Here is a 26,468-nt window from a genome sequence, read left to right on the forward strand (position 1 = left end):
CCGGCGATACGTTCTGGGATCTGGCCGAAACTTTCTATGGCGATGGCGCCGAATGGCGCAAACTCTCGGAAGCCAATGGCAGCCCGAACCCGCGCCATCTCAGGATCGGCGAGGAAATTCAGGTCCCCGCCAAGTAAGACGATTTGTCTCGATGCCACTGGCCGGTCCGGGGTTTTCCGGGCCGGCTTTTCTTTCTATAGGGTGAACCACGATCTCCGGGCTGCGTATGAGCCGATGGGACAAATGAACGTTGGGGTCAGAATGACAGCAGATATTTCACTCCGCCCGGCCGACCATCCGGCCGTCAAATTTGGTAAGGTGGGTGTGCTGCTGGTCAATCTCGGCACGCCTGACGGCACCGATTATACCTCGATGCGCCGTTATCTCAGGGAATTCCTGACCGATCGCCGCGTCATCGAATGGTCGCCCTGGAAGTGGTATCCGATCCTGTTCGGCATCGTGCTCAACACCCGTCCGCAGAAGGTCGGCAAGGCCTATGAGCTGATCTGGAACAAGGAGAGGAACGAAAGTTATCTCCGTACCTACACGCGCAACCAGTCCGACCTGATGGCAGAGCGCCTGAAGGATCTTGCCAAAGTCAAGGTCGACTGGGCGATGCGCTACGGCACGCCGTCGATCGCCTCGCGCATCGAGGCGCTGAAAGAAGAGGGCTGCGATCGTATCGTGCTCTTCCCGCTCTATCCGCAATATGCGGCGGCGACCACCGCCACGGTCAACGACAAAGCGTTTCAGAAGCTGCTTTCGATGCGCTGGCAGCCGGCGCTGCGCACCGTTCCCGCCTACCATGACGACGAGACCTATATCGAAGCGCTCGCCACCTCCGTCGAAAAGCATCTTTCGACCCTCGACTGGAAGCCCGAGATGCTGCTCGCCTCCTTCCACGGCATTCCGATGTCCTATTTCAAGCAGGGCGATCCCTACTACTGTCAATGCCAGAAGACCGGCAGGCTGCTGCGCGACCGGCTCGGGCTCACCAAGGAAAACTTCATGGTCACCTTCCAGTCCCGCTTCGGGCCGGAGGAATGGCTGCAGCCCTATACCGACAAGACCGTGGAAAAGCTCGCAAAGGACGGCGTCAAGCGCATCGCCGTCATCAATCCCGGCTTCGTCTCCGACTGTCTGGAGACGCTGGAGGAGATCGCCGAACAGGCCGCCCATTCCTTCCACGAGAACGGCGGCGAGAAGTTCGCGCATATTCCCTGCCTCAACGACGGCGAGGACGGCATGAAGGTGCTGGAAAAGGTCGTCCGCCGCGAATTGCAGGGCTGGATCTGAGAAACTTTTTCAGCAAGCGGCGCCGCGCGGATAGCTGGCGAAGGCCCGAATAACTCAACCGAGATGAAACCTCCCTCTCATGCGGATGTGTGGCATCCGTGTGGCATTTCTTCCTCGCAAAGAACATGCTACCCCACCACATCAGTTGGGCAGGCGCGCACGCGCCGATAGGAGGAATTCTTCATGCTGTTCGGCGGCTTCGACATCGTCGTGATCGTGCTGGTCATCTTCGTCATCCTGGTGCTCTTTGCCGGGATCAAGACCGTGCCGCAGGGCTACCGCTATACAATCGAGCGCTTCGGGCGTTATACCCGTACGCTGGAGCCGGGCCTTAACCTCATCACCCCCTTCATCGAGCGCGTCGGCGCCAAGTTGAACGTGATGGAGCAGGTGCTGAACGTGCCGACCCAGGAGGTGATCACCAAGGACAATGCCTCGGTTTCGGCCGATGCCGTTTCCTTCTATCAGGTGCTGAACGCCGCTCAGGCTGCCTATCAAGTCTCCAACCTCGAAAACGCCATCCTCAATCTCACCATGACCAACATCCGCTCGGTCATGGGTTCGATGGATCTGGATGAACTACTTTCCAACCGCGATGCGATCAACGACCGGCTGCTGCGCGTCGTCGACGAGGCCGTGCATCCTTGGGGCATCAAGGTCACCCGCGTCGAGATCAAGGACATCCAGCCGCCGCGCGACCTCGTCGATGCGATGGCCCGCCAGATGAAAGCCGAGCGCGAGAAACGCGCCCAGGTGCTGGAAGCCGAAGGCTCGCGCAACGCGCAGATCTTGAGGGCCGAAGGCGCCAAGCAATCCGCCATCCTGCAGGCCGAAGGCCAGCGCGAGGCCGCTTTCCGCAACGCTGAAGCCCGCGAACGTCTGGCCGAGGCCGAAGCCAAGGCGACGAAGATGGTCTCCGAGGCGATCGCCGCCGGCGACATCCAGGCGATCAACTATTTCGTCGCCCAGAAATACACCGAGGCCCTCACCTCGATCGGTTCGGCGCCCAATTCCAAGATCGTGATGATGCCGATGGAAGCCTCTTCCATCCTGAGCTCGCTCGCTGGTATCGGCGCCATTGCCCGCGAGGTCTTCGGCGATGCCGGCAACAGCCCGTCGACGCCGCTGCCGGTACCGCCGCGTCCGCGCCCCGCACCGGCGCGCTCGACGCCGCCGATCAATCCGTCGACCCCCAATCCTTTCAATCCCGAGCAGGAGCGCTAAGCCATGCTGGCGAAGATCGCAGCCGAACTCGGTCCATGGAGCTGGTGGGTCGCGGGCCTCGTGCTGCTCGCAGCGGAAATGATCGTTCCCGGCTTCTTCCTGGTCTGGATCGGCCTTGCCGCCTTGATCGTCGGCGCGCTGTCGCTGCTCTTCTGGGACAGCGCCTTCTGGGTCTGGGAGTTACAGGCCATCCTTTTTGCGCTTCTCGCCGTTGCCACGACCTTCACCGGCCGCCGGCTGACGCTGCGCAACGCCACAACCGACGAGCCCTTCCTCAATCAGCGCGGCGCCAGCCTCGTCGGCCGCACAGCGACGCTGCACGAACCGATCCGTGAGGGCCGCGGCCGCATCCGCCTCGACGATACGCTGTGGCAGGTGATGGGACCTGACCTGCCCGTCGGAACACAGGTGAAGGTGGTGTCGAGCAACGGCCGCGACCTGACGGTGGAACCCGTCTGATCAAACGAGCCTGATCAGGCGACGCCGATCCGCAGCAGGTCGTGGAAATGCACCAGCCCGACCGGCCGGCGGTCGTCGTCGATGACGATCAGCGCACCGATGTGATGCTGGTTGAGCAGCGCCAGGGCCGCGGTCGCCAGCACCGTCGGCTTCACCGTCTTCGGCGTCCGCGTCATGATGTCGTCGACGGTAAGCTCGGCAAGATTGCGCGTCAGGTTGCGCGCCATGTCGCCTTCGGTGACGATACCGCAGAGCCGCCCATCCTCATCAAGCACGCCGACGCAGCCGAAATGCTTGCGCGACAGCACCGTGATCGCCTCCGGCATCGGTGTACCCGTGGCAACGAGCGGCAGCCGCTCGCCGGTATGCATGATATCGCCGACATGCATCAGGCTCGCACCCAACTTGCCGCCGGGGTGGAAGACGTGGAAATCCGTGGCGGTAAAGCCGCGCGCCTCCAAAAGCGCCACCGCCAGCGCGTCGCCGATTGCAAGCTGCATCAGCGTCGAGGTCGTCGGCGCCAGCCCATTGGGGCAGGCCTCCTGTTCGTTCGGCATCAGAAGGACGATATCGGCGGCGGCCGCAAGCGAGGAACCTTCGCTGCAGGTGATCGCGATCAGCGGAATGGAGAAGCGCCGCGTGAAGGAAATGATGCTCTTGAGCTCGGCGCTCTCGCCGCCTTTGGAAATCGCCAGCACGACGTCGTCGCGCGCGATCATCCCGAGATCGCCGTGATTGGCCTCCGCCGCATGTACGAAAAAGGCGGGCGTTCCGGTTGACGCGAATGTCGCCGCGAGCTTGGCGCCGATATGCCCGCTCTTGCCGACGCCGGTGACGATCACACGTCCGGAGATGTCGCCGATGACTTCGACGGCCCGTGTGAAAGGACCGGCCAATCCATTGTCAAAAGCCTGTTCGAGCGCTTCAAGACCGCGTCTTTCGGTCTCTATCGTGCGTTTTGCCGATTCGAGCACGCTGTTTTCAACGAGGTTGATCGCTCTTCTGTTCATGAAATTGCGTTAGACCTTTTCACTTTCCAAGTCCACCCCGCACGATTTCCGACCCGCACTCTTTCCGATCCCCCACTCTTTCCGAATTGTGAACAGCGCCCGCCGCCGGCAACGAATGGTTAACCACAAGGCTTTACCTTTGGGTAAGAACCGAAAGCATGTCAGGCGCGAATTGCATGGGCCAGCCAAAACAGACGAGCAGTGTGACGCCGCTCCGCGCCATGAGCCGTGCCGTCTCTTTTGCCGTGCTGGGTACCCTGCTTCTCAGCCAGACGGCAGCCTTCGCGCAGTCCGCCTCGTCGCAGGCGGCAACCGGCCGCTCCGCCGCCTCTCAGGATAACCGCGCCACCAACAATGCCGCATCCGCCCCCGGTTTCGAGGACGAGACCGGCGATACCGCCACTCCTGCGGCAAACGGCGCGACCGCGAACGCGGACGATGCCCAGCAGCGGCCTGCCATACCGGACGCGCAAGCCGGCGACGACATTACCGGTTCCATCCTCGACGAAGAGATACGCCGGCTGAACACCCGTGAAGCGCCGGTCGACGAGGCGCTGCCGCGCCGCAGGACTGCCGAAAGTGCCTCGACAGCGGAAACGCCGGGAATCCCGATCGGCACTTTCGTGCTCCGCCCGAGCGTCACCCAGAGCATCAATACCGAGACCACCAAGGACGGCAATACCAGGCAGCGGCGCGCCTTTCTCGAAACGGATGCGGCAGCGACACTGACTTCCGACTGGGGCCGGCATCAGTTGACCGTGACCTCGGAAGGCGCCTGGCAGAAGAATGTCAGCGGCGAGGGTGAGGAACAGCCCTCCTTCAAGATCAACAGCGATCTCAGGCTCGATCTTCCCGACGACACCACGGCGCACCTCATCGCCGGCTATAATTTCTACCGCGAGGACACCGATGATCCCGACGCGATTACCAACGCCGCGCAGCAGTCGGACGTCCAGGAATTTTCGGCCGGCGCCTCCGTCCAGCGCGATTTTGGGATCCTGCGTGGCACGACGGCACTTGCGCTGACACGCTCGATTTATTCGGACGCTAAACTTTCGAACGGCACGACCGTCTCCCTCAGCGACCGCAATCAGACGACGGGCACGTTGCGTGGCCGTGTCGGCTACGAACTGTCCCCCGCGCTCATCCCCTTCATCGAGGCCAACATCGGCCGCACGGTCTATGACGAAACGCAAGATTCCGCCGGTTACGAGCGTTCCGGCCATAGCTATGGCGCCAAGGCAGGCGTCGAGGTCGATCTCGGCGAAAAGCTGAAGGGTGAAGTCGGTGTCGGCTACGAGATGGCGGATTTCGAAGACAACCGCCTGTCCTCGATCGATACCGCCACGCTTGATGCGAGCCTGCTCTGGTCGCCGATCCGCGGCACCGATGTCAATCTCGACCTGCAGACAAGCATCCAACCCTCGACCACGGCAGGCGAAAGCGGCTACGTCTCGCACGCGCTGACGACGACGGTCACCCACCAGCTGCGCGACAATCTGGTCGGGACGATGATCGGCGGGGTCATATGGCGCGATTATCCCACGGACAGCACCATCAACGACGAGCTCGTCTATACCGCCGCGACCGGCCTGACCTGGAACATCAACCGCTATCTCGATCTGACCAGCACGCTCGGCTACGAGCTGACGACGCGCAAGGAAGGCACCGATTCGCAGCAATGGCGAGCCGGCGTCGGTCTCAAGCTGAAACGCTAAGAATGACGGAAAATAGAGCGCCGCGCATCCGTTAGGACACGCGGCGCCTATCGCGTTGAATCTGCGACTTATTTCAGGCCGGCCAGCAGTTCCCTGAAGCCGCCTTCGACGGAGGGGCGGATATCGGCGCGTTCGAGGGCGAAGGCGACGTTCGCCAGGATGAAGCCGTCCTTGGCGCCGCAGTCGTAAGTCGCGCCGCGGAAGTGGTAACCTGCGAAATCCTGTTCCTTCAGCAGCTTCAGCATGCCGTCGGTGAGCTGGATCTCGTTGCCGGCGCCGCGCTCCTGGGTTTCAAGGATCTTGAAGATCTCAGGCTGCAGGATATAGCGGCCGTTGATGAAGAAGTTGGACGGTGCCGTTCCCTTGGCGGGCTTTTCCACCATGCCGGTGATGCGGAAGCCGTCGCCGATCGCCTCGCCGACGCCGACGATGCCGTATTTATGCGCCTGATCTGGCGCGCATTCCTCGACGGCGATGATATTGCCGCCGCTATGGGCATAGAGGTCGATCATGCCCTTCATGCAGCCCTTGTCGCCCTTCATGATCATATCGGGCAGCAGCAGTGCGAAGGGTTCGTCGCCGACGATCTCGCGGGCGCACCATACGGCGTGGCCGAGGCCGAGAGGCTCCTGCTGGCGAGTGAAGCTGACCGTGCCGGCCTTCGGCAATTGCTGGGCGAGAAGGGTAATCTCCGCCTTCTTGGCGCGTTCGCGCAGCGTCTGTTCCAGCTCGAAATGAATGTCGAAATAATCTTCGATGACGTGCTTGTTGCGGCCGGTGACGAATACCAGATGCTCGATCCCGGCTTCGATCGCCTCATCGACGACATATTGAATGATCGGCTTGTCGACCACGGTCAACATTTCCTTCGGAACAGCCTTTGTTGCCGGCAGGAACCGCGTCCCCAACCCTGCTACCGGGAAAACTGCCTTACGAACTTTATTGTGATGCGCCACACAGGCCTCCTGCTTTGACTATATCGCCTTTTAAATAAAGCCGTTCACGTCTGACTAGTATAGAATTGCAACTGTTTTGCAACTGGTGACCTCAGCTGACGGTCATGGTAAAGAATTTGTTGACTCCGTTCCTGTAGTCTCGGGTTTGGGCGGACATGACGCCCTGCTACGCCTGAAACTGAAGATGTGGGATACGACTGTCGATGACCCAGAATCACAAAAACTCCCTTCGTGGTCTTGCTCTCGCCCTCATTGTCGCCGCCCAGGTTGGGCTGGTCCCCGACAACGCGAAAGCTGATTCCCGCTTCCAGAAATGGATCGCGGATTTTTACCAAACAGCCGCTCAGAGTGGCATCAGTAAGGCAACCTATCAAAAGGCCTTTTCCGGGGTGAGCGAGCCCGATCCGACCGTGCTCGAAAAAGCGGCCTTCCAGCCGGAATTCACCTCGAAGATCTGGGACTACGTCGATTCCCGCGTCAATCCCTATACCGTCAAGATCGGCCGCGAGATGGCCGCCAAGCACGCAAGAACGCTCGCTGCAATCGAGCAGCGCTTCGGCGTCGACAAGACCATACTGCTGGCTATCTGGTCGATGGAATCGAATTACGGCGCGGTTCTCGACAAGGACGACCGGCTGCACTACGTGCCGCGCGCCCTGGCAACGCTTGCCTATGCCGATCCGAGCCGCGCCAAATTCGCCAAGAAGCAGCTGGTCGCCGCGCTGAAGATCCTGCAGAACGGCGACGTGCCGGCACGCGAGATGACCGGCTCCTGGGCCGGCGCCATGGGCCACACCCAGTTCATTCCGACAAGCTACCTGCTTTATGCCATCGATGCCGACGGCAACGGCCATCGCGATATCTGGAACTCGATCCCCGACGCGCTGGCGACCTCGGCCAATCTCTTGATGAAGAACGGCTGGGACACCGGCAAGACCTGGGGCTACGAGGTCGTCGTTCCCGCAGCCGCCGCCAAGCAGGCCGGCAAGACCCACACGCTGGCCCAATGGGCGGCACTCGGCCTGACACGCCCGAATGGCAAGGCCTTCCGCGAGAGCGGCACCAAAGCCGTATTGAAGATGCCGGCCGGGCCCAGTGGCCCGGGCTTCCTGATGACTGCCAACTTCTTCACCATCAAGAACTACAATGCCTCGGACAGCTACGCGCTTGCCGTCGGCCTGCTGGCCGACCAGATCGCCGGCTACGGCGGCATGCAGCAGCGTTGGCCGCGCCCGAACGGCGCACTCGACATCACCGAGAAATTCGAGCTGCAGACCCGTCTGAAGACACTCGGCTATTACAATGGCGAGGTCGACGGCAATTTCGGCTCGGGTTCGAAGGCGGCGATATCAGCCGTGCAGTCGCGCATCGGCATGCAGCCGGACGGCGAGCCCTCGCTACCGCTTCTGAACGCCTTGCGCCGCTAGAGTTCGCGTCGGTTCGGAAATCATGCAGGGCGCTTCAAGTCTTTGTCTCATGCAGGTCGCCCCGTCCTGCCGCACGGTTTTGGCGAACCCGCATTGGAAGCGGCAGAACCGCGACCTAGATATTAGTGGGAGTGGACGCTGGCCTGCCCTGCGTGCAAGATGCCGGCAGATGCGGAACTGCCCATGACGAAGAAAACTGATCGGACCCGTAAAATCCGCTGGCTCGTGCTCGCCTTGGCGGCGGCTTCGCTGTGCCTTGGCGTGTCTGCGCCGGTGCATGTCGCCGAAGCCCAGGAGCAGCGCTATCAGCGCCGGTCGATCTTCGATTTCTTCCTTGGCCGGCGCTATCTCGACGACGGCCCGCAAGCCCCTGACGTACAGCAGCCGAGACGCCAGCAGCGCAAACGCCCGCCGGCGCAGAAAGCCATAGTCAATACCCGCACTGCACCGCCGGTCCGCGCTCCCGTACAGGAGGAGGAGCCGGCCGTGCAGAAGCTCGGCGACGCCCGAAAGATCCTGATCGTCGGCGATTTCCTGGCCAGCGGCCTCGGCGACGGCCTCACCGCCGCCTTCGAGACCTCGCCGGGTGTCGTCGTCGAAGCCCGCGGCAACGTCTCCTCAGGCCTTGTCCGCGACGATTATTACGACTGGCCGGAACAGCTGCCGAAGATGATCGATGAGCTGAAGCCGGCAATGGTCGTCGTCATGATCGGCGCCAACGACCGCCAGCAGATGGTGACCGACACCGCCAAGGAAAAATTCCGCACCGATGGCTGGTTCAGCGAATACCGCCGCCGCGTGCTTTCCTTCGGCAAGGAGGTCACCGACCGCAAGATCCCGCTGCTCTGGGTCGGCCTTCCCGCCTTCGAATCCGATTCGATGACGGCCGATGCCGTGCAGATGAACCAGCTCTACCGCAACCAGGTCGAAAGCATCGGCGGCGAATTCGTCGATATCTGGGACGGTTTCGTCGATGAAAACGGCACCTTCATCGTCACCGGTTCGGATGTGAACGGCCAGCAGGTGCGCCTGCGCACCTCCGACGGAATCAACCTGACCCAGGCCGGCCGGCGCAAGCTTGCCTTTTACGTGGAAAAGCCGGCGCGGCGTCTTCTCGGCACCCAGGCAAGCCCCGATCTGGTCCGCCTCGACTCCAGCAATCTGCCCGGTCTCGGCCTTCCCGCCAATCCGGTCGAACATACCGTGCCGATCAGTCTTTCCGATCCCAATCTCGACGGCGGCGCCGAACTTCTCGGCGCCAGGCCGCCGCCCATGGCCTTGACGAGGTCGCCACGCGACCTCCTGGTCGAGCAGGGCGAAATGACGCCGGCGCCTCCCGGCCGCGTCGATGATTACCGCCTGCCGGTGGCAAAAGCACCGGCCGAAGTCTCGGTCAAGTGAAAAGGCCGCGCGAGGCGGTTCGCCGCTTCGAGAACGTCGCTCCCGCGTCCTGTCAAACACGCGGCGCTATAAAAAAACTCCGCCGGAGGGGCGGAGTTCTTGTCTTCGGAAAGGTGTGCAGCTGACGCTCAGTTCGGCAGGACGGTCGAGCCCATCAGCTCTTCGTCGATGGCGCGCGCCGCCTGGCGGCCTTCACGGATCGCCCAGACCACCAGCGATTGACCGCGGCGTACATCGCCCGCCGTCCAGAATTTGTCGACCGAAGTCTTGTAGTCTCGGTCGTTGGCGACGACGTTGGTCGAGCCGCGTTTGTCGGTGTTGAGCGTCAGCTTGCCGTCGAGCTCCTTCAGTACGCTGCCGGTGAACGGCCCGCGGAAACCGATGGCGATGAAGGCGAGATCGGCCCGGATGACGAATTCCGTGCCTGGAACCGGCCGCCGGCGTTCGTCGACCTCGCAGCACTTGACGCCGGTCAGCACACCGTCTTCGCCGACGAATTCAAGAGTGGCCACCTGGAATTCACGCACGGCGCCCTCGGCCTGCGAGGAAGAGGTGCGCATCTTCGTCGCCCAGAAGGGCCAGACGGCAAGCTTGTCTTCCTTCTCGGGCGGCTGCGGCCGGATGTCGAGCTGGGTGACCCTGACGGCGCCCTGGCGGAAGGCCGTGCCAACGCAGTCCGAAGCCGTATCCCCGCCGCCGACGACGACGATATGTTTGGCGCCGGCAAGGATCGGGTCCGACGGCCAGCCGACGCTGTCGATGTTCTCGCGCCCGACGCGGCGGTTCTGCTGCACCAGATAGGGCATCGCATCATGCACGCCCGCAAGGTCGGTGCCCGGAATGCCGGCCTCGCGCGGCGTCTCGGAGCCGCCGCAGTAGAGGACGGCGTCGTGATCGGCCAGCAGCTGCTCGACCTTGACGTCGACGCCGACATTGACGCCGCAATGGAAGGTGACGCCCTCGCCCTTCATCTGCTCGACGCGGCGGTCGATGAAGTTCTTCTCCATCTTGAAATCGGGAATGCCGTAACGCAGCAGGCCGCCCGGCTTGGTCTCGCGCTCATAGAGATGCACCTCGTGGCCGGCACGGCCGAGCTGCTGGGCGGCCGCCATGCCGGCGGGCCCGGAGCCGATGACTGCCACCTTCTTGCCGGTATGGACCGTGGCCGGCTGCGGCCGTATGAAGCCGAGCTCATAGGCCTTGTCGGCGATCGCCTGCTCGACCGTCTTGATGGCGACCGGCGCATCCTCGAGATTCAACGTGCAGGCTTCCTCGCAGGGTGCCGGGCAGACGCGACCGGTAAACTCAGGGAAGTTGTTGGTGGAATGCAGGTTCTGGATCGCCGCTTCCCAGTTGTTGTTGTAGACGAGGTCATTCCAATCGGGAATCTGGTTGTGAACCGGGCAACCGGTCGGGCCGTGGCAATAGGGGATGCCACAGTCCATGCAGCGCGCGGCCTGTTTCTGCACTTCCGGGTCCGACATCGGGATCGTGAACTCGCGGAAATGGCGGATACGATCCGACGCCGGCTGGTACTTTGCCACCTGCCGGTCGATTTCCAGAAACCCTGTTACCTTACCCATGTTTTCGTCCCTTACCCTCATGACCGCCTCACCGCAGCCAATCTGTCTATCGTCAGTCCCGGTACCCGGGGCAAGTTGCTTGTCTTGACCGTCATTGGACCATATCCCCTGCAAGACATCCGTGCGATCTGGACAGCCTTCGCCGTCGGCGTGATCGTCACGGGTCATTGAGATATTTTCGGCATCCGTCAACTGCGGTCAGCAGGTGGCGGATGTCCCGGTGCAATTCATTCCGCGGCGATGCCCATCCGACTGCGCTCCATTTCCTCGAGCGCACGACGGTATTCGACCGGCATGACCTTGCGGAACTTCGGACGATAGTCGGCCCAGTTGTCGAGAATCTCAGTGGCGCGGGCCGAGCCCGTATAATGCAGATGATTGGAGATCAGCTGGTAAAGGCGCTCCTCGTCATGGCGGGTCATGTCGCCGGAGACGTCGACGCGTCCCTTGTGCATGAGATCGCCGCCGTGATGATGCAGCTTCTCCAGCATGTCGTCCTCCTCGGGCACCGGCTCGAGCTCGACCATCGCCATGTTGCAGCGGCTGGCGAAATCACCGGTTTCATCGAGCACGTAGGCGACACCGCCGGACATGCCGGCCGCGAAGTTGCGGCCCGTGGCACCGAGCACGACGACGACGCCACCGGTCATGTATTCGCAGCCATGGTCGCCGACACCCTCGACGATGGCGATCGCCCCCGAATTGCGCACGGCGAAACGTTCGCCCGCCACGCCGCGGAAATAGCATTCGCCCTCGGTCGCACCATAGAGCACGGTGTTACCGACGATGATCGAGTCCTCGGCCACGATCCTCGAATTCTCCGGCGGCCGGATGATGATCTTGCCGCCAGAAAGCCCCTTGCCGACATAGTCGTTGCCGTCGCCGATCAGGTTGAAGGTGACGCCGCGTGCCAGGAAGGCGCCGAAGCTCTGTCCCGCCGTGCCGCGAAGCGTCACATTGATCGTGTCCTCCTTCAGACCGCGATGGCGATAACGCTTGGCGACCTCGCCGGAAAGCATAGCGCCCACCGAACGGTCGACGTTCTTGATGCCGACCTCGAAGGCGACGGGTGTCTTGGCCGTCAGTGCCGGCTGCGCCTGTTCGATCAGCACGCGGTCGAGAATGTCGTCGATCGGGTGCTTCTGCCGGCTCGTCCAGAATGTCTCTTCCTTGGGAGCGTCGACCTTGTGGAAGATACGGCTGAAGTCGAGGCCCTTCGCCTTCCAGTGGTTCAGCATCTCATCCTTCTCCAGCAGCTCCGAGGCGCCGATGATCTGGTCAAGCCGGGTGAAGCCGAGCGAGGCGAGGATTTCGCGCACTTCGTTGGCGACGAAGAAGAAATAGTTGATGACGTGCTCCGGCGCGCCCTTGAAACGCTTGCGCAGCACCGGATCCTGGGTCGCCACACCCACCGGACAGGTGTTGAGATGGCACTTGCGCATCATGATGCAGCCGGCGGCAATCAGCGGCGCGGTAGCAAAGCCGAACTCGTCGGCTCCAAGCAGCGCCCCGATGATAACGTCGCGGCCGGTCTTCAGGCCGCCGTCCACCTGCAGGGCGACGCGCGAACGCAAGCCGTTCAGCACCAGCGTCTGCTGGGTCTCGGCAAGGCCGATTTCCCAAGGGCTGCCGGCATGTTTGAGCGAGGTCAGCGGCGACGCACCCGTGCCGCCGTCGAAGCCGGCGACGGTGATATGGTCCGCGCGCGCCTTGGCGACACCGGCGGCAACCGTGCCGACGCCGACTTCCGAGACGAGCTTGACCGAAACATCGGCAGTCGGGTTGACGTTCTTCAGATCGTAGATCAGCTGCGCCAGATCTTCGATCGAATAGATGTCGTGGTGCGGCGGCGGCGAAATCAGGCCGACGCCCGGTGTCGAATGGCGGGTCTTGGCAACAGTCGCGTCAACCTTGTGACCCGGCAGCTGGCCGCCTTCGCCAGGCTTGGCGCCTTGCGCCACCTTGATCTGCAACACGTCGGCATTGACGAGATATTCGGTGGTGACGCCGAAGCGGCCCGAGGCGATCTGCTTGATCGCCGAACGTTCCGGGTTCATCGAACCATTGGCCAGCGGTATGTAGCGGTCGGATTCTTCGCCGCCCTCGCCGGTGTTCGACTTGCCGCCGATCCGGTTCATGGCGATCGCCAGCGTCGTATGCGCCTCCCTGGAAATCGAGCCGAAGGACATCGCCCCCGTCGAGAAACGCTTGACGATATCGGCCGCCGGCTCGACCTCGTCGATCGATACCGGCGTACGGCCGAGCGCCTCGGCGCTCTTCATCTTGAAGAGACCGCGGATCGTGTTCATGCGCAGCGCCGAATTGTTCACCATATCGGCGAATTCGCGGTAGCGGTCCTCGGCATTGCCGCGCACGGCATGCTGAAGGGCGGCAACCGCATCCGGCGTCCAGGCATGGCTTTCGCCGCGCATGCGGTAGGCATATTCGCCGCCGATGTCGAGTGTCGTGGCAAGAAGCGGATCCGTGCCGAAGGCCGCATTATGGCGGGCGACGGTTTCTGCGGCGATCGCTTCGAGGCCAACGCCTTCGATCATCGTCGCGGTGCCGAAGAAATACTTGTCGATCAATTCCGACTGCAGGCCGATCGCATCGAAGATCTGCGCGCCGCAATAGGACTGGTAGGTCGAGATGCCCATCTTCGACATGACCTTGAGGATGCCTTTGCCGACCGCCTTGATGTAGCGGTAGACGATTTCGGAGGCATCCACTTCCTTCGGGAATTCGCCCTTGGCATGCATGTCGAGCAGCGTGTCGAAGGCGAGATAGGGGTTGATCGCCTCGGCGCCATAGCCGGCGAGCAGGCAGAAATGATGGACTTCGCGCGGCTCTCCGGTCTCGACGACGAGACCGACCGAGGTGCGCAGCCCCTTGCGGATCAGATGGTGATGCACGGCAGCTGTGGCGAGCAGCGCGGGAATGGCGATCCGGTCCGGCCCGATCTGGCGGTCGGAGAGCACGATGATGTTATAGCCGCCCTTGACGGCCGCTTCCGCGCGCTCGCAGAGCCGGTCGAGCATCTCGGGCATGCCTTCGGCGCCACGCTCGATATCATAGGTGAAATCGAGCGTCTTGGTGTCGAAACGGTCTTCCGTGTGGCCGATCGAGCGGATCTTCTCGAGATCGCCATTGGTCAGGATCGGCTGACGAACCTCGAGCCGCTTGGCGTTCGCCGCCCCCTCATGGTCGAGAATGTTCGGCCGCGGCCCGATGAAGGAAACCAGGCTCATGACCAGTTCCTCGCGGATCGGGTCGATCGGCGGGTTGGTCACCTGCGCGAAGTTCTGCTTGAAATAGGTGTAGAGCAGCTTCGGCTTTTCCGACATCGCCGAGATCGGCGTATCCGTGCCCATCGAGCCGATCGCTTCCTGGCCCGTCGTCGCCATCGGCGACATCAGGATGCGTGTATCCTCGAGCGTGTAGCCGAAGGCCTGCTGGCGGTCGAGCAGCGACACGTCGCGGCGCAGCGCCCGCGGCTCCACCGGCTTCAGGTCTTCAAGGATGAGCTGGGTGCGGTTGAGCCAGCTGCGATAGGGATGCGCCGTCGCCAACTGCGACTTCACCTCGTCGTCGGAGATGATGCGGCCTTCTTCCATATCGATCAGCAGCATCTTGCCCGGCTGCAGGCGCCACTTCTGGATGATCTTCTCCTCCGGAACCGGCAGCACGCCGGCTTCGGACGCCATGATGACGCGGTCGTCATCGGTGACGAGGTAGCGCGCCGGACGCAGGCCGTTGCGGTCGAGCGTCGCGCCGATCTGCTTGCCGTCGGTGAAGGCAACGGCAGCTGGCCCGTCCCAGGGCTCCATCAGCGCCGCATGATATTCGTAGAAGGCCTTGCGTTCGGCGGCCATCGACTGGTTGCCGGCCCAGGCTTCCGGGATCAGCATCATTACCGCATGCGCCATCGAATAACCGCCGCGCACCAGGAATTCGAGCGCGTTGTCGAAGCAGGCCGTGTCCGACTGCCCCTCGTAGGAGATCGGCCAGAGCTTGGAGATGTCCTCACCGAACAGCGGCGAGGAGACCGACGCCTGGCGGGCCGCCATCCAGTTGACGTTGCCGCGCAACGTGTTGATCTCGCCGTTATGGGCGACCATGCGGTAGGGATGCGCGAGCTTCCATGACGGGAAGGTGTTGGTCGAGAAGCGCTGGTGTACCAAGGCGACCGCGCTTTCGAAACGCGGATCCGACAGGTCCTTGTAATAGACGCCGACCTGATAGGCCAGGAACATGCCCTTATAGACCACCGTCGCCGACGACAGCGACACTGGATAGAAATTGCTCTCCTCGCCGTCGAACTCGTCATAGATACGGTTGGAGATCACCTTGCGCAGCGTGAACAGCCGGCGCTCGAACTCGTCGTTGTTTTCGGCATCCTCGCCGGCGCCGATGAAGACCTGTACATGATGCGGCTCGGTTGCGGCAATGGCCGGCGCCTTGGAGAGCGAGGAATTGTCGACCGGCACGTCGCGAAAGCCGATGAAGACCTGGCCTTCCTCGGTGATGACGTCCTTGATCACCTTCTTGAAATGCTCGATCTGCTTTTCATCGCGCGGCATGAAGATATGGCCGACGCCATACTCGCCGACCGGCGGCAGGGTGATGCCCTGCTCGGCCATCTCCTCGCGGAAGAAACGGTCGGGGATCTGCACCAGGATGCCGGCGCCGTCACCCATCAGCGGATCGGCGCCGACGGCGCCGCGATGCGTCAGGTTCTCGAGGATGAACAGGCCATCCTTGACGATCTGGTGCGACTTCTCACCCTTCATATGGGCGACGAAGCCGACGCCGCAGGCATCATGCTCGTTGCGCGGATCGTAGAGTCCCTGTTTCTTCGGCAGGCCGGAGGCGGATTTGGAGATATTGGCCGTCGCGCGCAGCTCAGCAGCAGCTAACCGGTCAACTTCCACGGATGGCGTCTTCGTCATCATCTTTCCTCCTGTCGAAGCCCGCGGGGCCGCGGGCGGCTTTTCGTCCCGCGCCGCAACCCGAAGATAGGTTCGGCGCATGACAGCGCTGTTGCATTGTGAAGATCGGCCGCAGACACCTGCTTTGAAGGAAAGCAAACCGTCGCGTTCCGCGCCTGCCATTCGCCTCCGCGCGCCGCCCCTTGAAGCTTGACGCTCGGAAGAACTATAGCGTGAAAGCCGGTCTGTTCCAGGGCTTTCGGCGCCTCTTCGGTCATAAAGGCCAAAATAGGACAGCAACACTGTCCTAATTCATCAGTTCTATGCCAGAAAGCATTCGGCTCTGCAAGAGCGCTCGGCTAAAAAACGTCAATTTGCGACGGAAGATTGCCTGTGTAGCGGTGATGACGAAATAAAATTACGTCAAGCAGTACTATTTTGTTTATTGATTGCGTAGTTCAATTTCTGTGATGTGTCGCGGGCGACAACCTTGATCCTGTGAAGCTTTGGCGTAATGTCCGCTGCGGACTTTGCCAACCCCTTCCTTTCCCACGGTTTCCCCATGTTCTTTGCTTCCGATAACTGGGCCGGTGCCCACAAATCCATTGCCGAACGTCTGCTGACGGAATCGACCGGCTTTGCCGCGGCCTATGGGGCCGGCGATCTCGACAGGAAGGTCGAGGCCCGTTTTTCCGAGATCTTCGAGCGTGAGGTTTCGATCTTCTTCGTCGCCACCGGCACGGCCGCCAACTCCCTGTCGCTGGCAAGCGTCCAGCGCCCCGGCGGCATCACCTTCTGCCACTCGGAGGCCCATGTGATCGAGGATGAATGCGGCGCGCCGGAATTTTTCTCCGGCTCGGCCCGCCTCGTTGCCGTTGACGGCGAAGCCGGCAAGATCGACCCGGAAAAGCTTTCGGCGAAGATCGCAAGTTTTCCCGAGGACGCCGTCCATCACGGCCGTGCCAGCGCGGTGACCATTACCCAGGCGACCGAGATCGGCACCGTCTATTCCCTGCCGGAGATCGGCGAGATCGCCGCCATATCAAGGAAGCGCAATCTGCCGCTCCACATGGACGGCGCCCGCTTTGCCAACGCCCTGGTCGCACTCGGCGCCACCCCGGCCGAAATGACCTGGAAGCGCGGCGTCGACATGCTGTCCTTCGGCGGCACCAAGAACGGCTGCTGGTGTGCCGAAGCGATTGTCTTCTTCAATCCGGATCAAGCCCGGGAAATGCCCTTTATCCGCAAGCGCGCCGCCCAGCTCTTCTCCAAGTCGCGTTTCATTGCCGCCCAGTTCGATGCCTATTTCGAAAACGGTCTCTGGCTCGATCTTGCCCGCCATTCGAACGGCATGGCCGACAGGCTGCGCGCCGGCATCGCCACCAGCAACTCCGCCCGCCTCGCCTGGCCGACCGCGTCCAACGAGGTCTTTGCCGTCGTCAGCAAAAGTGCCGCAAAAATCGCGGAGGAAAAGGGCGCGAAATTTTACGAATGGCCGGTCCCGGCGGCAACGCCCGAGCTCGTTTCCGAAAGCGAAACCCTGATCCGCCTCGTCACCAGCTTCGCGACCACCGAAGCGGACGTGGATGGTTTCCTGAAGTGCCTGGCCGCCTGATCGCCTGCCGGAAAGGTGACGGGCAAGGATTCACGCCGACCTCAGTCCCCTCACCTTTTGCAGAATATCCTCCGACAGTGCTGAAACCAGTGCTTGGTCGGCGCCCTTACGCGGCACCAGCACGAATTCCACGTCCTCCAGCACCGGAAGTTTTCCCGCAGCGATCTCCTTCAGGCCGGACGGCGCCATGCTGCGCGGCTGCACCAGCACGCCCATCCCGGCCCGCGCCGCCGCCTTCAGGCCGCTCAGGCTGCCGCAGGTGCAGACGATCCGCCAGGGTACGCCGTTTCGCCCGAGCGCTTCCAGCGCGATCACCCGTGTGACGCTCGGCGGCGGAAAGGCGATCAGCGGCAAAGGGCCAGAGGCAAGCACACGCTCAGGATCGCGCGCCAGCCAGACGAGCGGCTCGCGATAGACGAGCTTTCCGCGCGCATCGCCGAGCCGGCGCTTGGCGAGCACCAGATCGATTTCGCCATTATCCTGCATTTCGTAAAGAACGCCAGACAGCGCCACTGTCAGTTCGAGGTCGACGGACGGGTGCGAACGAACGAAATCCTCAAGCACCGCCGGCAGCTGGCTGGTGACGAAATCCTCCGACACGCCGAGCCGCAGGCTGCCGCGCAGGCTGTTGTTCTTAAACAACGACTGCACCTGCCCCTCGATCGAAAGCATGGCGCGCGCATGCGACAGCAGCGCCTCGCCATCACCGGTCAGCATCACCTTATGCGTGTCGCGCGCCAGCAGCCTGCGCCCGAGTGCTGCCTCCAGCCGCTGGATGTGCTGGCTGACCGTCGACTGCCCGAGACCCAGCCTTTCTGCGGCGAGCGTGAAACTGCCCATCTGTTCGACGGCGACGAAACTGCGCAATTGCGAAAGGTCCAACATGATCCAGCTTCTCGATAACTGTTATTCCTTGCATCCTGGATCATAATGGATGACATAACAATGACTGTTTTATCAAGCCGCGAGACCGCCATGCGCCGCTTTCTGCCCGATACATTCACCATCCTGCTCGTCTGCACCGTCATCCTTGCCTCGTTGCTGCCGGCGCGTGGCACGTTTGCGGACTATTTCGGCATCGCCACCGACCTTGCTATCGCGCTGCTGTTTTTCCTGCACGGCGCCCGCCTGTCGCGCGACGTCGTCATATCAGGCCTGCTGCACTGGCGCCTGCATATCGTCATCCTGCTGACGACCTTCGGCATCTTCCCGCTACTCGGCATGGCGCTCGGGCTGATCCCCGACACGATCCTGCCGCAGCCGCTTTATCTCGGCATCCTCTTCCTCTGCGTGCTGCCGTCGACGGTGCAGTCGTCGATCGCCTTTACCTCGATGGCGGGCGGCAACGTGCCCGCCGCCATCTGCTCGGCCTCGGCATCCAACATCTTCGGCATGTTCCTGACGCCGCTGCTCGTCGGCCTGCTGTTTTCCGTCGGCGGCCATGGCGGCTTCTCCTTCGACGCATTGGAACAGATCCTGCTGCAGCTGCTTGCCCCCTTCATCATCGGCCAGGTTCTGCAGCCCTGGATCGGCGACTGGATCCGCGCCAAGAAGAAGATCCTGATGCCTGTCGACCGCGGCTCGATCCTGATGGTCGTCTATCTCGCCTTCAGCACGGCTGTCGTCGAGGGCCTGTGGCACACCTTCTCGATCGCCGATATCGCCGTCGTCATCGTCGCCGACATGGTTCTGCTGGCAGTTGTTCTGGTGCTGACGATGTTCGGCAGCCGGTGGCTGGGCTTCAACAAGGCCGACCAGATCACCATCACCTTCTGCGGCTCGAAGAAGAGCCTCGCAAGCGGCGTGCCGATGGCGAACGTCATCTTCGCCGGCCAGTCGATCGGCGCGATCGTGCTGCCGCTGATGCTGTTCCATCAGATCCAGCTGATGGTCTGCGCCGTCATTGCCCAGAAATACGCCGCCGCCGCCGCCCGCCGCGCAACGGACAAGGAAATCGACGAGGCAACCAGCCCGGCCTGAGCCGAAATAAAAAACGGCGCCCCATAGGAGCGCCGTCCGTTTTACCCGTAAGGGGGATCAATCAGCCGTTGATGATCTGCGCTTCGATGGCCTTCGGAGCCTCGACCGGTTCTGCGGCAATCGCGATCTTGCGGGGCTTCATAGCCTCGGGAATATTGCGCAGAAGATCGATGTGCAGCAGGCCGTTCTTCAGCGAAGCGGCCGTGACCTCGACATGGTCGGCAAGCTGGAAGCGGCGCTCGAAGGCGCGCTTGGCAATGCCTCGATAGAGGAATTCGCCGCTTTCGGCAGGTTCCTCGTTCTTTTCACCCTTCACCGACAGCACATGGGCATGGGCTTCGATCGAAAGTTCGGTCTCGTCGAAACCCGCAACGGCCATGGTGATGCGATAGGTGTTTTCACCGGTGCGCTCGATATTATAGGGCGGATAGGTCTGCGCCTGCTCCGGCTGGGCAAGGCTGTCGAGCATGGTGAAGAGCCGGTCGAAACCGACGGTCGAACGATAAAGGGGAGAGAAGTCTACGTGACGCATGATGTCCTCCTGTGGAAGCGACGTGTTGCGATGAAATGCCCCTGAGACCCCATCATTGGCGGCCTTGGGACGGTTGCGCAGGCCCTGTTCGGCACCCGCAGAAAGGAAATGGTGATGGGATTCGAGGAGTTCAAGACCTTTTGCAATCGCCTTGATCGGCCCGTGAACCCCGCATGAACGACCGGTTCGGAGCACGTTCAGGCGCATTCGCCTAGGAATTTAGGCGTCGGGTGAATCTGGTCCCGATGGCTGAAGTGCATCGTCCCTTCTTCTTCAGCCTCAACTTCGGCCGGCCGCGAGCACCCTCATGCTCCTGCCGGCCCTTTTCCCCACCGCTTTCCAAGCCGGATGCCATGCGCTATCCCTGATGCGAAGCAGTCAGCAGCGGCGCATTGGCAAAGTCATGGATCAGGTTCTCTATTCGACGCCCGATAATCCCGCCCCGGAAAACCGCACGGAGGGGTTCTTCGAAACCCATGACGGCCACCAACTGCGTTACGCCGTCTTCCGCTCGAGTGGCCAGATTGCCAAGGGCACCGTCGTCATCCTGCACGGCCGCAACGAATATATCGAGAAATATTTCGAGACGATCCGCGACCTGACGGCCAAAGGCCTCTGGGTCGCGACCTTCGACCTGCGCGGCCAGGGCCGTTCGTCACGACTCATGAAGCGCCGCAACCACGGCCACATCCGCCGCTTCGCCGATTACGAGCGTGATCTCGACACCTTCCTCGAAAAGGTAGTGCTGCCGGATACCCGCCTGCCCTTCTATCTGCTCGCGCATTCCACAGGCGGCCTGATCGCACTCTCGGCCGCCCCCTATCTCACCACCCGTATCGATCGCATGGTGCTGTCGGCGCCCTTCATCGGCCTGACCGGCCAGGCGGCCTCGCCCCGCGTCATCCGCGCGCTCGCCGGCACGCTGACCGCCGTCGGCCTCGGCTTTCTGCCGCTCACATCGAAACTGAAGGAGCCGAACTTCAGCGACAACCCGCTGACCTCGGACGAACACCGCTTCGAGCGCAATGTTGCAATGATGAAGGCTCATCCGGAATTGACGCTCGGGCCGCCGACGGCCCGCTGGCTGATCGAGGCTTTCCGCACGATGGACCGGGTCACCTCACCCTACCATCTCTTCTCGATCACCATCCCGACCATCGTCATCGCCCCGACGCGTGACGGTGTCGTGCCCTACACGGCGCAGGAGCGGCTCTCGCGTTACTTCCGCGCCGGCCAGCTGGTGCCGATCAACGGTGCCCGTCACGAGATCTTCCAGGAGCGCGATATCTATCGCGCTGCCGCCCTTGCCGCCTTCCACGCCTTCATTCCCGGCAGCGATGCCGAAGAAAACCAGGACGTCGCCGCCCTCGGCACGTGAGCCGGATCGGCTTTGCCGACCGGGGGATCAGCGTTGCTGACCGAGGGATCAGCGCTGCTGACCCTGGGATCAGCGTTGCAGGATGGCGATTGCCTGTTCGTAGACCGCCTGGCTGCCGGCGGCGATGATCGAGCCGCCGTTTTCCGGCCGTCCGCCGTCCCAGGTGGTGATGATGCCGCCCGCCCCCTCGATGACGGGAATGATGCCGCCGACGTCATAGGGCTTCAGGCTGTTTTCGACGACCAGATCGATATGGCCGGCGGCAAGCAGCGCATAGGCATAGCAGTCGCAGCCATAGCGGAAGAGCCGCACCTGGCTCTCGATTTCGCGGTATTTCTCCATTTCCTCGCCGGCAAAGAGATGCGGTGAGGTGGTGAACAGGATAGCGTTCGAAAGCGTGTCGCACTGGCGCGTCGCCAGCCGTCGCTCGCCCTCCGGCCCGGTATAGATCGAGCCGTTCTGGTCGGCGAAATAGCGCTCGCCGGTAAAGGGTTGCTCGATCATGCCCATGATCGCCCGGCCCGCTTTCTGCAGGCCGATCAGCGTTCCCCACACCGGCACGCCGGAGATGAAGGCGCGGGTGCCGTCGATCGGATCAATCACCCAGACATATTCGCGGTCGAGCCCGACATCGCCATGTTCCTCGCCGAGAATGCCGTGGTCGGGGAAATTCTCTTCGATCAGCGCCCGGATGGCGAGTTCGGCCGCCCGGTCGCCCTCCGTCACCGGATCGAAACCGGAAGAAAGCTTGTTCGTGACATCGAGGCCGGAGCGGAAGCGCGGCAGCGTTTCGGCTCGGGCAGCCTCCGCCAGGCGATTGAAGAACGAACGGTCAGGAAACATGTTGGATCCGTTTGGCTGGCGGGAGTGGCGCTTTTCATAGCGAAAAGCAACGGGAATGCAAACGCAGCAGGCAAATTGAGTTTAGTTGCACAAAGATATCGCAGCGCAATAAATTGCTTGACATTTGTGCAATGCAATAGTAGTGTCTTCCTACAGTCTTCTGACTGTAAATACCCTCCTTGGGTGTTTCCTCCCTAGACTTAGCCGCGCTCACAAGCGCGGTTTTTTTTGGCCGGGGAAGGCCACACGTCAGCAAAATCGAAAAACGGATCTATTCGGCGGCCAGCGCCCGCTCGCCGGCGAATTTCTCGACATAGTCCGCCATCTGCTGCATGAAGTCCGCGACGGCATCGGCCACCGCGGCGAAATCGTCGCGTTTCTCCAGCGTCAGCTCATCGACATAGATCGCCCGGTTCACCTCGATCTGCAGCGCATGCAGTCCGCGCGAGGGCCGGCCGTAATGTTCGGTAATGAAGCCGCCGGCATAGGGCTTGTTGCGGATCGCCGCAAAACCCATTTCCTCGAGGATAGCGATGGCCGCGCGCGAAAGTTCGGCCGAAGCGCTGGTGCCGTAGCGATCACCGATGATGAAATCAGGTCGTGCAGTGCTGCCGGCAACGCGCACATTGCCGGGCATCGAGTGGCAGTCGATCAGCACGCCGAAGCCGAATTGCACATGCGTTCGCGCGATCAGCCGTCGCAGCGCCGCATGATAGGGCTTGTAGACCGCTTCGACGCGGTCCAGCCCCTCCTGCACCGGCAGGCGCCGGGCATAGATCTCCATGTTCTCGGCGACGATGCGCGGAATGGTGCCGAGCCCGCCGGCGACCCTGAGCGAATTGACATTGGCATAGGGCGGCAGCAACCCATCGAACATCCGCGGATCGAGTTCGTAGGGTTCGCGATTGACGTCGAGATAGGCGCGCGGGAAGTTGGCCGCCAAAAGCGGCGCACCGAGTGCGACCGCCGAGCCGAAGAGCTCGTCGACATAGTGATCCTCGGAACGGCGGATGGCGATGCCCTCCAGCCTGGACTGAGCGATAAATTCCGGTGGATAAATACGGCCGCTATGGGGGGAGTTGTAGACGAAGGGAATGGTCTGCGACACGGGCTCATGGACCTCAAAAAGCTCGTATTCGCGTATTTCCGGCACTTTCGGCCCTCTTTACCATGTCATGAACTGACTGCTTCGCGTATGTTGCCAGTTGCCCGGCCGCAAGTCCATACTATGTAGAAGGGATGGCGGTCACGCACAGGCAATTCACCGGTTGTTTACCGGAGCGAGACTAGTGTAAACGGCTGGCAGCCCACCAAAAACCTATGGATCGCGGTCTGGATTGATGACTCAGAAGATACTTCTCGCCGAAGACGACAATGACATGCGCCGCTTCCTGGTGAAAGCGCTCGAAAAGGCCGGCTACAAGGTCCTTTCCTACGACAATGGCGCCAGCGCCTATGACCGGCTGCGCGAGGAGCCGTTTTCCCTGCTGCTGACCGATATCGTCATGCCCGAGATGGACGGCATCGAGCTGGCGCGCCGCGCCACCGAGCTCGACCCCGACCTGAAGGTGATGTTCATCACCGGTTTTGCCGCCGTGGCGCTGAACCCTGATTCGAAAACGCCGAAGGATGCCAAGGTCCTTTCCAAGCCTTTCCACCTGCGTGATCTCGTCGACGAGGTCAACAAGATGCTTGCCGCGTAAGGCCTGCGGGCGGCGCGTCACAAAACTGAAAAAAGCCTATTGACGGCTCCGAAGGTTTTGTGATCTATGCGCCGCCATCGGATGGGCGTGTAGCTCAGCGGGAGAGCACTACGTTGACATCGTAGGGGTCACAGGTTCAATCCCTGTCACGCCCACCATCCTAATTCACTAAAAAGAAAACGGCCTTTCGAAAAATCGAGAGGCCGTTTGCTTTTTAGATTTTCCGATCTGCACCGTCCTCATAGTGCGTGCGGCAAGGCCGTTTTGCTTATTGAAGAAGTACCCGAAATGCCGATTTTCGGTGAAACAACATTTTGGATGCATCCCTGCGTCCCGCTTCCATCCCTAATGCAACTATATCCTTGCCGTAAAATTGCGTCGAGCGTCCGAAGCCCGTTCCGGGCAGCACCAAAGCTCCAGATCTGCTTGCCACATCGTCGTCGCTAACGGATTGCGGTCGGCTCGCGCGCATTGCAGCGACGGCGCGATCGCATATGAGAACATGCTCACGCGCTCGTCACTTGCATTAGCGTATTCAAGTTTCAGCCCCTCGTTGGTCAAGCATCCAGAGCTGCCGGTTTTGTGACGGACAGATGACGAGTTTGTGACAAAATGCGTGTTATTTCAGCAACATAGCGGCCCCGCCCTGCTGTCATGATCGACATCGTTATTGCGACGCAACATGCCGCTGTGTAACTACCGCGGCGAGGCAGGCACCGGGTCAAAAGGCGCCGCTTCGCTCACACGGGTTGAAGATACGTAGGGACTGCCGATGGCAACGGTCTTCATCCTTCTGCATCTGAACTGGAGGTTATTCCATGAACATTAAGAGCCTTCTTCTCGGCTCCGCTGCAGCACTTGCAGCAGTATCCGGCGCTCAGGCTGCTGACGCAATCGTTGCTGCCGAGCCGGAACCGGTTGAATACGTTCGCGTCTGCGACGCCTACGGCACCGGCTACTTCTACATCCCGGGCACCGAAACCTGCCTCAAGATCAACGGTTATATCCGTTTCCAGGTTGACGTTGCTCCGAACGCCAGCTCGATCGGCGCCGGCGGCGGCGGTTCCGTCGCCAACGACTCGGACTGGGATGCCCGTACGCGTGGTCAGGTTCAGTTTACGGCCAAGAGCGACACCGAATATGGTCCGCTGACCGGCGTCATCGTCATGCAGTTCAATGCTGACAACGCTTCGGCTCAGAAGGCCATCCTCGACTCGGCCTACATCGACATTGCCGGCTTCCGCGCTGGTCTGTTCTACAGCTGGTGGGACGATGGTCTCTCCGGCGAAACGGACGATATCGGTTCTCCGGTCACGCTGCATAACTCCATCCGTTATCAGTACGAAACCGACGCCTTCTACGCTGGCATCAGCGTTGACGAGCTGGAAGACAGCCCGTTCTACAATGGCGAAACCGCCAACAACGTCGGCGTTGCAGTCGGTCTCGGCGGCAAGGCTGGTGCATTCAGCTACCAGATCACTGCCGGTTACGACACCGACAACGAAGAAGGCGCCGTCCGCGCTATGGGTACGGTTGCTGTCGGTCCGGGCACGCTCGGCCTCGCAGTTGTCTACGCAAGCAACCCGAACGCCTACTACAACAAGGCTGAATGGGCGGTCGCTGCTGAATACGCCATCAAGGCGACTGACAAGCTGAAGATCACCCCGGCTGTTCAGTACTACAACAACTACGGCATCACTGCTGGCGAGTTCAACGACGACGTTGATGCCTGGAAGGTCGGTCTGACGGTTGATTACCAGATCGTCGACAACCTCTCCACCAAGATTTCGGTTCAGTACCTCGATCCGGACAATGCTAGCGACGTTACCTCGGGCTTCTTCCGCCTGCAGCGCGCGTTCTGATAAAAGGCTGCCGGCTAAAACAGGATGTCATCCGAAAACCGTTCACACTTTTCGGCATCATGCTCTGGACCGGCAGCTACAAATTCCTGATCTGACTGACCTCCGATCGGGAAAGAATGGGCCTGGACTTCCCTGCCTGGGCCCATTCCCCTTGACCAGACGTGCGTCCAAGACGGCACCTCGATGAGTGCCTTGCCATTGTCGTGTCACATCGGTTCGTTGCCGATGTCCGGCAGTCTATGTCGTTGCCGGATCTTGTAACCAGCAAGCGCAACCAGCTTTTTTACTGATCTGCCGCCGATCGTCGAGCGAGCCCCGCGGCCGACAAAATTTTTTCACCTCAGCAATAACGGCGCGCCAAATTCGGACACAGAGCCATGCCATGGCGAACCGAGGGTGAGGTAGTGATTCGCCTCGCCGCGACATGGGGTTTGAGATCGAAATGAAGTTATACGCGCTTGCCGCTGCCGCCTTTTTTTCCGCCGTCCTCGCCTTGCCGGCCTCCGCTGCGCCGCCCGCGCCCGCCGAGACCTTTCCTGGTGCGCCCGGCGTC

21 protein-coding genes and 1 tRNA gene are annotated in these 26,468 nt (G+C 61.6%); 13 read left to right on the forward strand and 9 right to left on the reverse strand.

Translation table 11 applies throughout. From position 1 onward, the window contains the following. From FY112_RS37870 to FY112_RS17415, 4 genes are all read left to right on the forward strand, one after another. A partial coding sequence (locus FY112_RS37870) for a LysM peptidoglycan-binding domain-containing protein (protein WP_246700707.1) occupies positions 1-137 on the forward strand: 137 nt, incomplete at its 5' end. A gap of 124 nt (positions 138-261) precedes the next feature. After that, positions 262-1,296, forward strand: a complete 1,035-nt coding sequence (gene hemH / locus FY112_RS17405) for a ferrochelatase (RefSeq protein ID WP_131621764.1) — start codon at positions 262-264, stop codon at positions 1,294-1,296. 183 nt (positions 1,297-1,479) lie between these two features. Then, on the forward strand, positions 1,480-2,520 hold the full coding sequence (locus tag FY112_RS17410; protein ID WP_113548020.1) for an SPFH domain-containing protein: 1,041 nt from the start codon (positions 1,480-1,482) through the stop codon (positions 2,518-2,520). A 3-nt stretch (positions 2,521-2,523) separates the two neighbouring features. Beyond that, positions 2,524-2,979, forward strand: a complete 456-nt coding sequence (locus FY112_RS17415) for an NfeD family protein (RefSeq protein ID WP_131621762.1) — start codon at positions 2,524-2,526, stop codon at positions 2,977-2,979. Positions 2,980-2,993: 14 nt separating this feature from the next. Here the strand turns inward: FY112_RS17415 and FY112_RS17420 are convergent, their stop codons facing one another. Further along, positions 2,994-3,989, reverse strand: a complete 996-nt coding sequence (locus FY112_RS17420; RefSeq protein ID WP_131621760.1) for a KpsF/GutQ family sugar-phosphate isomerase — start codon at positions 3,987-3,989, stop codon at positions 2,994-2,996. Between the two features lie 176 nt (positions 3,990-4,165). Here FY112_RS17420 and FY112_RS17425 point away from each other — a divergent pair, with 176 nt between their 5' ends. Next, entirely contained in the window at positions 4,166-5,707 is a 1,542-nt protein-coding gene (locus FY112_RS17425; RefSeq protein ID WP_131621758.1) for an outer membrane beta-barrel protein, read from the forward strand. 68 nt (positions 5,708-5,775) lie between these two features. Here the strand turns inward: FY112_RS17425 and galU are convergent, their stop codons facing one another. Further along, positions 5,776-6,663, reverse strand: a complete 888-nt coding sequence (galU, locus tag FY112_RS17430; RefSeq protein WP_131621756.1) for a UTP--glucose-1-phosphate uridylyltransferase GalU — start codon at positions 6,661-6,663, stop codon at positions 5,776-5,778. A 203-nt stretch (positions 6,664-6,866) separates the two neighbouring features. Between galU and FY112_RS17435 the strand changes: the two genes are divergently transcribed. Further along, on the forward strand, positions 6,867-8,090 hold the full coding sequence (locus FY112_RS17435) for a lytic murein transglycosylase (RefSeq protein ID WP_131621754.1): 1,224 nt from the start codon (positions 6,867-6,869) through the stop codon (positions 8,088-8,090). Between the two features lie 159 nt (positions 8,091-8,249). After that, entirely contained in the window at positions 8,250-9,491 is a 1,242-nt protein-coding gene (locus tag FY112_RS17440; RefSeq protein ID WP_181018237.1) for a DUF459 domain-containing protein, read from the forward strand. A 128-nt stretch (positions 9,492-9,619) separates the two neighbouring features. Here FY112_RS17440 and FY112_RS17445 read toward each other — a convergent pair whose 3' ends face one another. Continuing rightward, positions 9,620-11,074: a glutamate synthase subunit beta gene (locus FY112_RS17445; RefSeq protein ID WP_026237157.1), complete on the reverse strand. Its 1,455-nt coding sequence runs from the start codon at positions 11,072-11,074 to the stop codon at positions 9,620-9,622. 227 nt (positions 11,075-11,301) lie between these two features. After that, positions 11,302-16,026, reverse strand: a complete 4,725-nt coding sequence (gltB, locus tag FY112_RS17450) for a glutamate synthase large subunit (RefSeq protein WP_181018238.1) — start codon at positions 16,024-16,026, stop codon at positions 11,302-11,304. Positions 16,027-16,564: 538 nt separating this feature from the next. On the opposite strand from gltB, the gene FY112_RS17455 reads away from it, so the two are divergent. Further along, complete coding sequence (locus tag FY112_RS17455; RefSeq protein WP_131621895.1) at positions 16,565-17,617, forward strand: low specificity L-threonine aldolase; 1,053 nt, start codon at positions 16,565-16,567, stop codon at positions 17,615-17,617. Between the two features lie 30 nt (positions 17,618-17,647). On the opposite strand, the gene FY112_RS17460 is transcribed toward FY112_RS17455, so the two are convergent. Next, positions 17,648-18,502 (reverse strand): LysR substrate-binding domain-containing protein, encoded by an 855-nt coding sequence (locus tag FY112_RS17460; protein WP_151518956.1) that lies wholly within the window; start codon positions 18,500-18,502, stop codon positions 17,648-17,650. 45 nt (positions 18,503-18,547) lie between these two features. On the opposite strand from FY112_RS17460, the gene FY112_RS17465 reads away from it, so the two are divergent. After that, positions 18,548-19,597, forward strand: a complete 1,050-nt coding sequence (locus FY112_RS17465; RefSeq protein ID WP_131621746.1) for a bile acid:sodium symporter family protein — start codon at positions 18,548-18,550, stop codon at positions 19,595-19,597. A 61-nt stretch (positions 19,598-19,658) separates the two neighbouring features. Here FY112_RS17465 and FY112_RS17470 read toward each other — a convergent pair whose 3' ends face one another. Then, complete coding sequence (locus FY112_RS17470) at positions 19,659-20,129, reverse strand: Hsp20 family protein (protein WP_003542878.1); 471 nt, start codon at positions 20,127-20,129, stop codon at positions 19,659-19,661. Between the two features lie 403 nt (positions 20,130-20,532). Between FY112_RS17470 and FY112_RS17475 the strand changes: the two genes are divergently transcribed. Next, positions 20,533-21,507: an alpha/beta hydrolase gene (locus tag FY112_RS17475; protein WP_026158880.1), complete on the forward strand. Its 975-nt coding sequence runs from the start codon at positions 20,533-20,535 to the stop codon at positions 21,505-21,507. A 69-nt stretch (positions 21,508-21,576) separates the two neighbouring features. On the opposite strand, the gene hisN is transcribed toward FY112_RS17475, so the two are convergent. Together hisN and FY112_RS17485 are read right to left on the reverse strand one after the other, a co-directional pair. Further along, positions 21,577-22,350 (reverse strand): histidinol-phosphatase, encoded by a 774-nt coding sequence (gene hisN / locus FY112_RS17480; RefSeq protein WP_065281248.1) that lies wholly within the window; start codon positions 22,348-22,350, stop codon positions 21,577-21,579. Between the two features lie 271 nt (positions 22,351-22,621). After that, entirely contained in the window at positions 22,622-23,503 is an 882-nt protein-coding gene (locus tag FY112_RS17485; protein ID WP_027667760.1) for an N-formylglutamate amidohydrolase, read from the reverse strand. 187 nt (positions 23,504-23,690) lie between these two features. On the opposite strand from FY112_RS17485, the gene cpdR1 reads away from it, so the two are divergent. The 3 genes from cpdR1 (at position 23,691) to FY112_RS17500 (ending at position 25,915) form a co-directional block, all read left to right on the forward strand. After that, the gene (gene cpdR1 / locus FY112_RS17490) at positions 23,691-24,053 is read left to right on the forward strand and encodes a response regulator CpdR1 (RefSeq protein ID WP_151518957.1); all 363 of its coding nucleotides are present in this window, start codon (positions 23,691-23,693) and stop codon (positions 24,051-24,053) included. A gap of 83 nt (positions 24,054-24,136) precedes the next feature. After that, positions 24,137-24,211: transfer RNA gene (locus tag FY112_RS17495), tRNA-Val, on the forward strand. Positions 24,212-24,871: 660 nt separating this feature from the next. Next, positions 24,872-25,915, forward strand: a complete 1,044-nt coding sequence (locus FY112_RS17500; protein WP_094087429.1) for a porin — start codon at positions 24,872-24,874, stop codon at positions 25,913-25,915. Between the two features lie 237 nt (positions 25,916-26,152). On the opposite strand, the gene FY112_RS37875 is transcribed toward FY112_RS17500, so the two are convergent. Next, positions 26,153-26,468 (reverse strand): hypothetical protein (locus FY112_RS37875; RefSeq protein WP_246700704.1); only part of this gene is annotated, 316 nt, incomplete at its 5' end.

The organism is Rhizobium sp. PEPV16 (assembly GCF_008919455.1).
Classification (GTDB): domain Bacteria; phylum Pseudomonadota; class Alphaproteobacteria; order Rhizobiales; family Rhizobiaceae; genus Rhizobium; species Rhizobium leguminosarum_Q.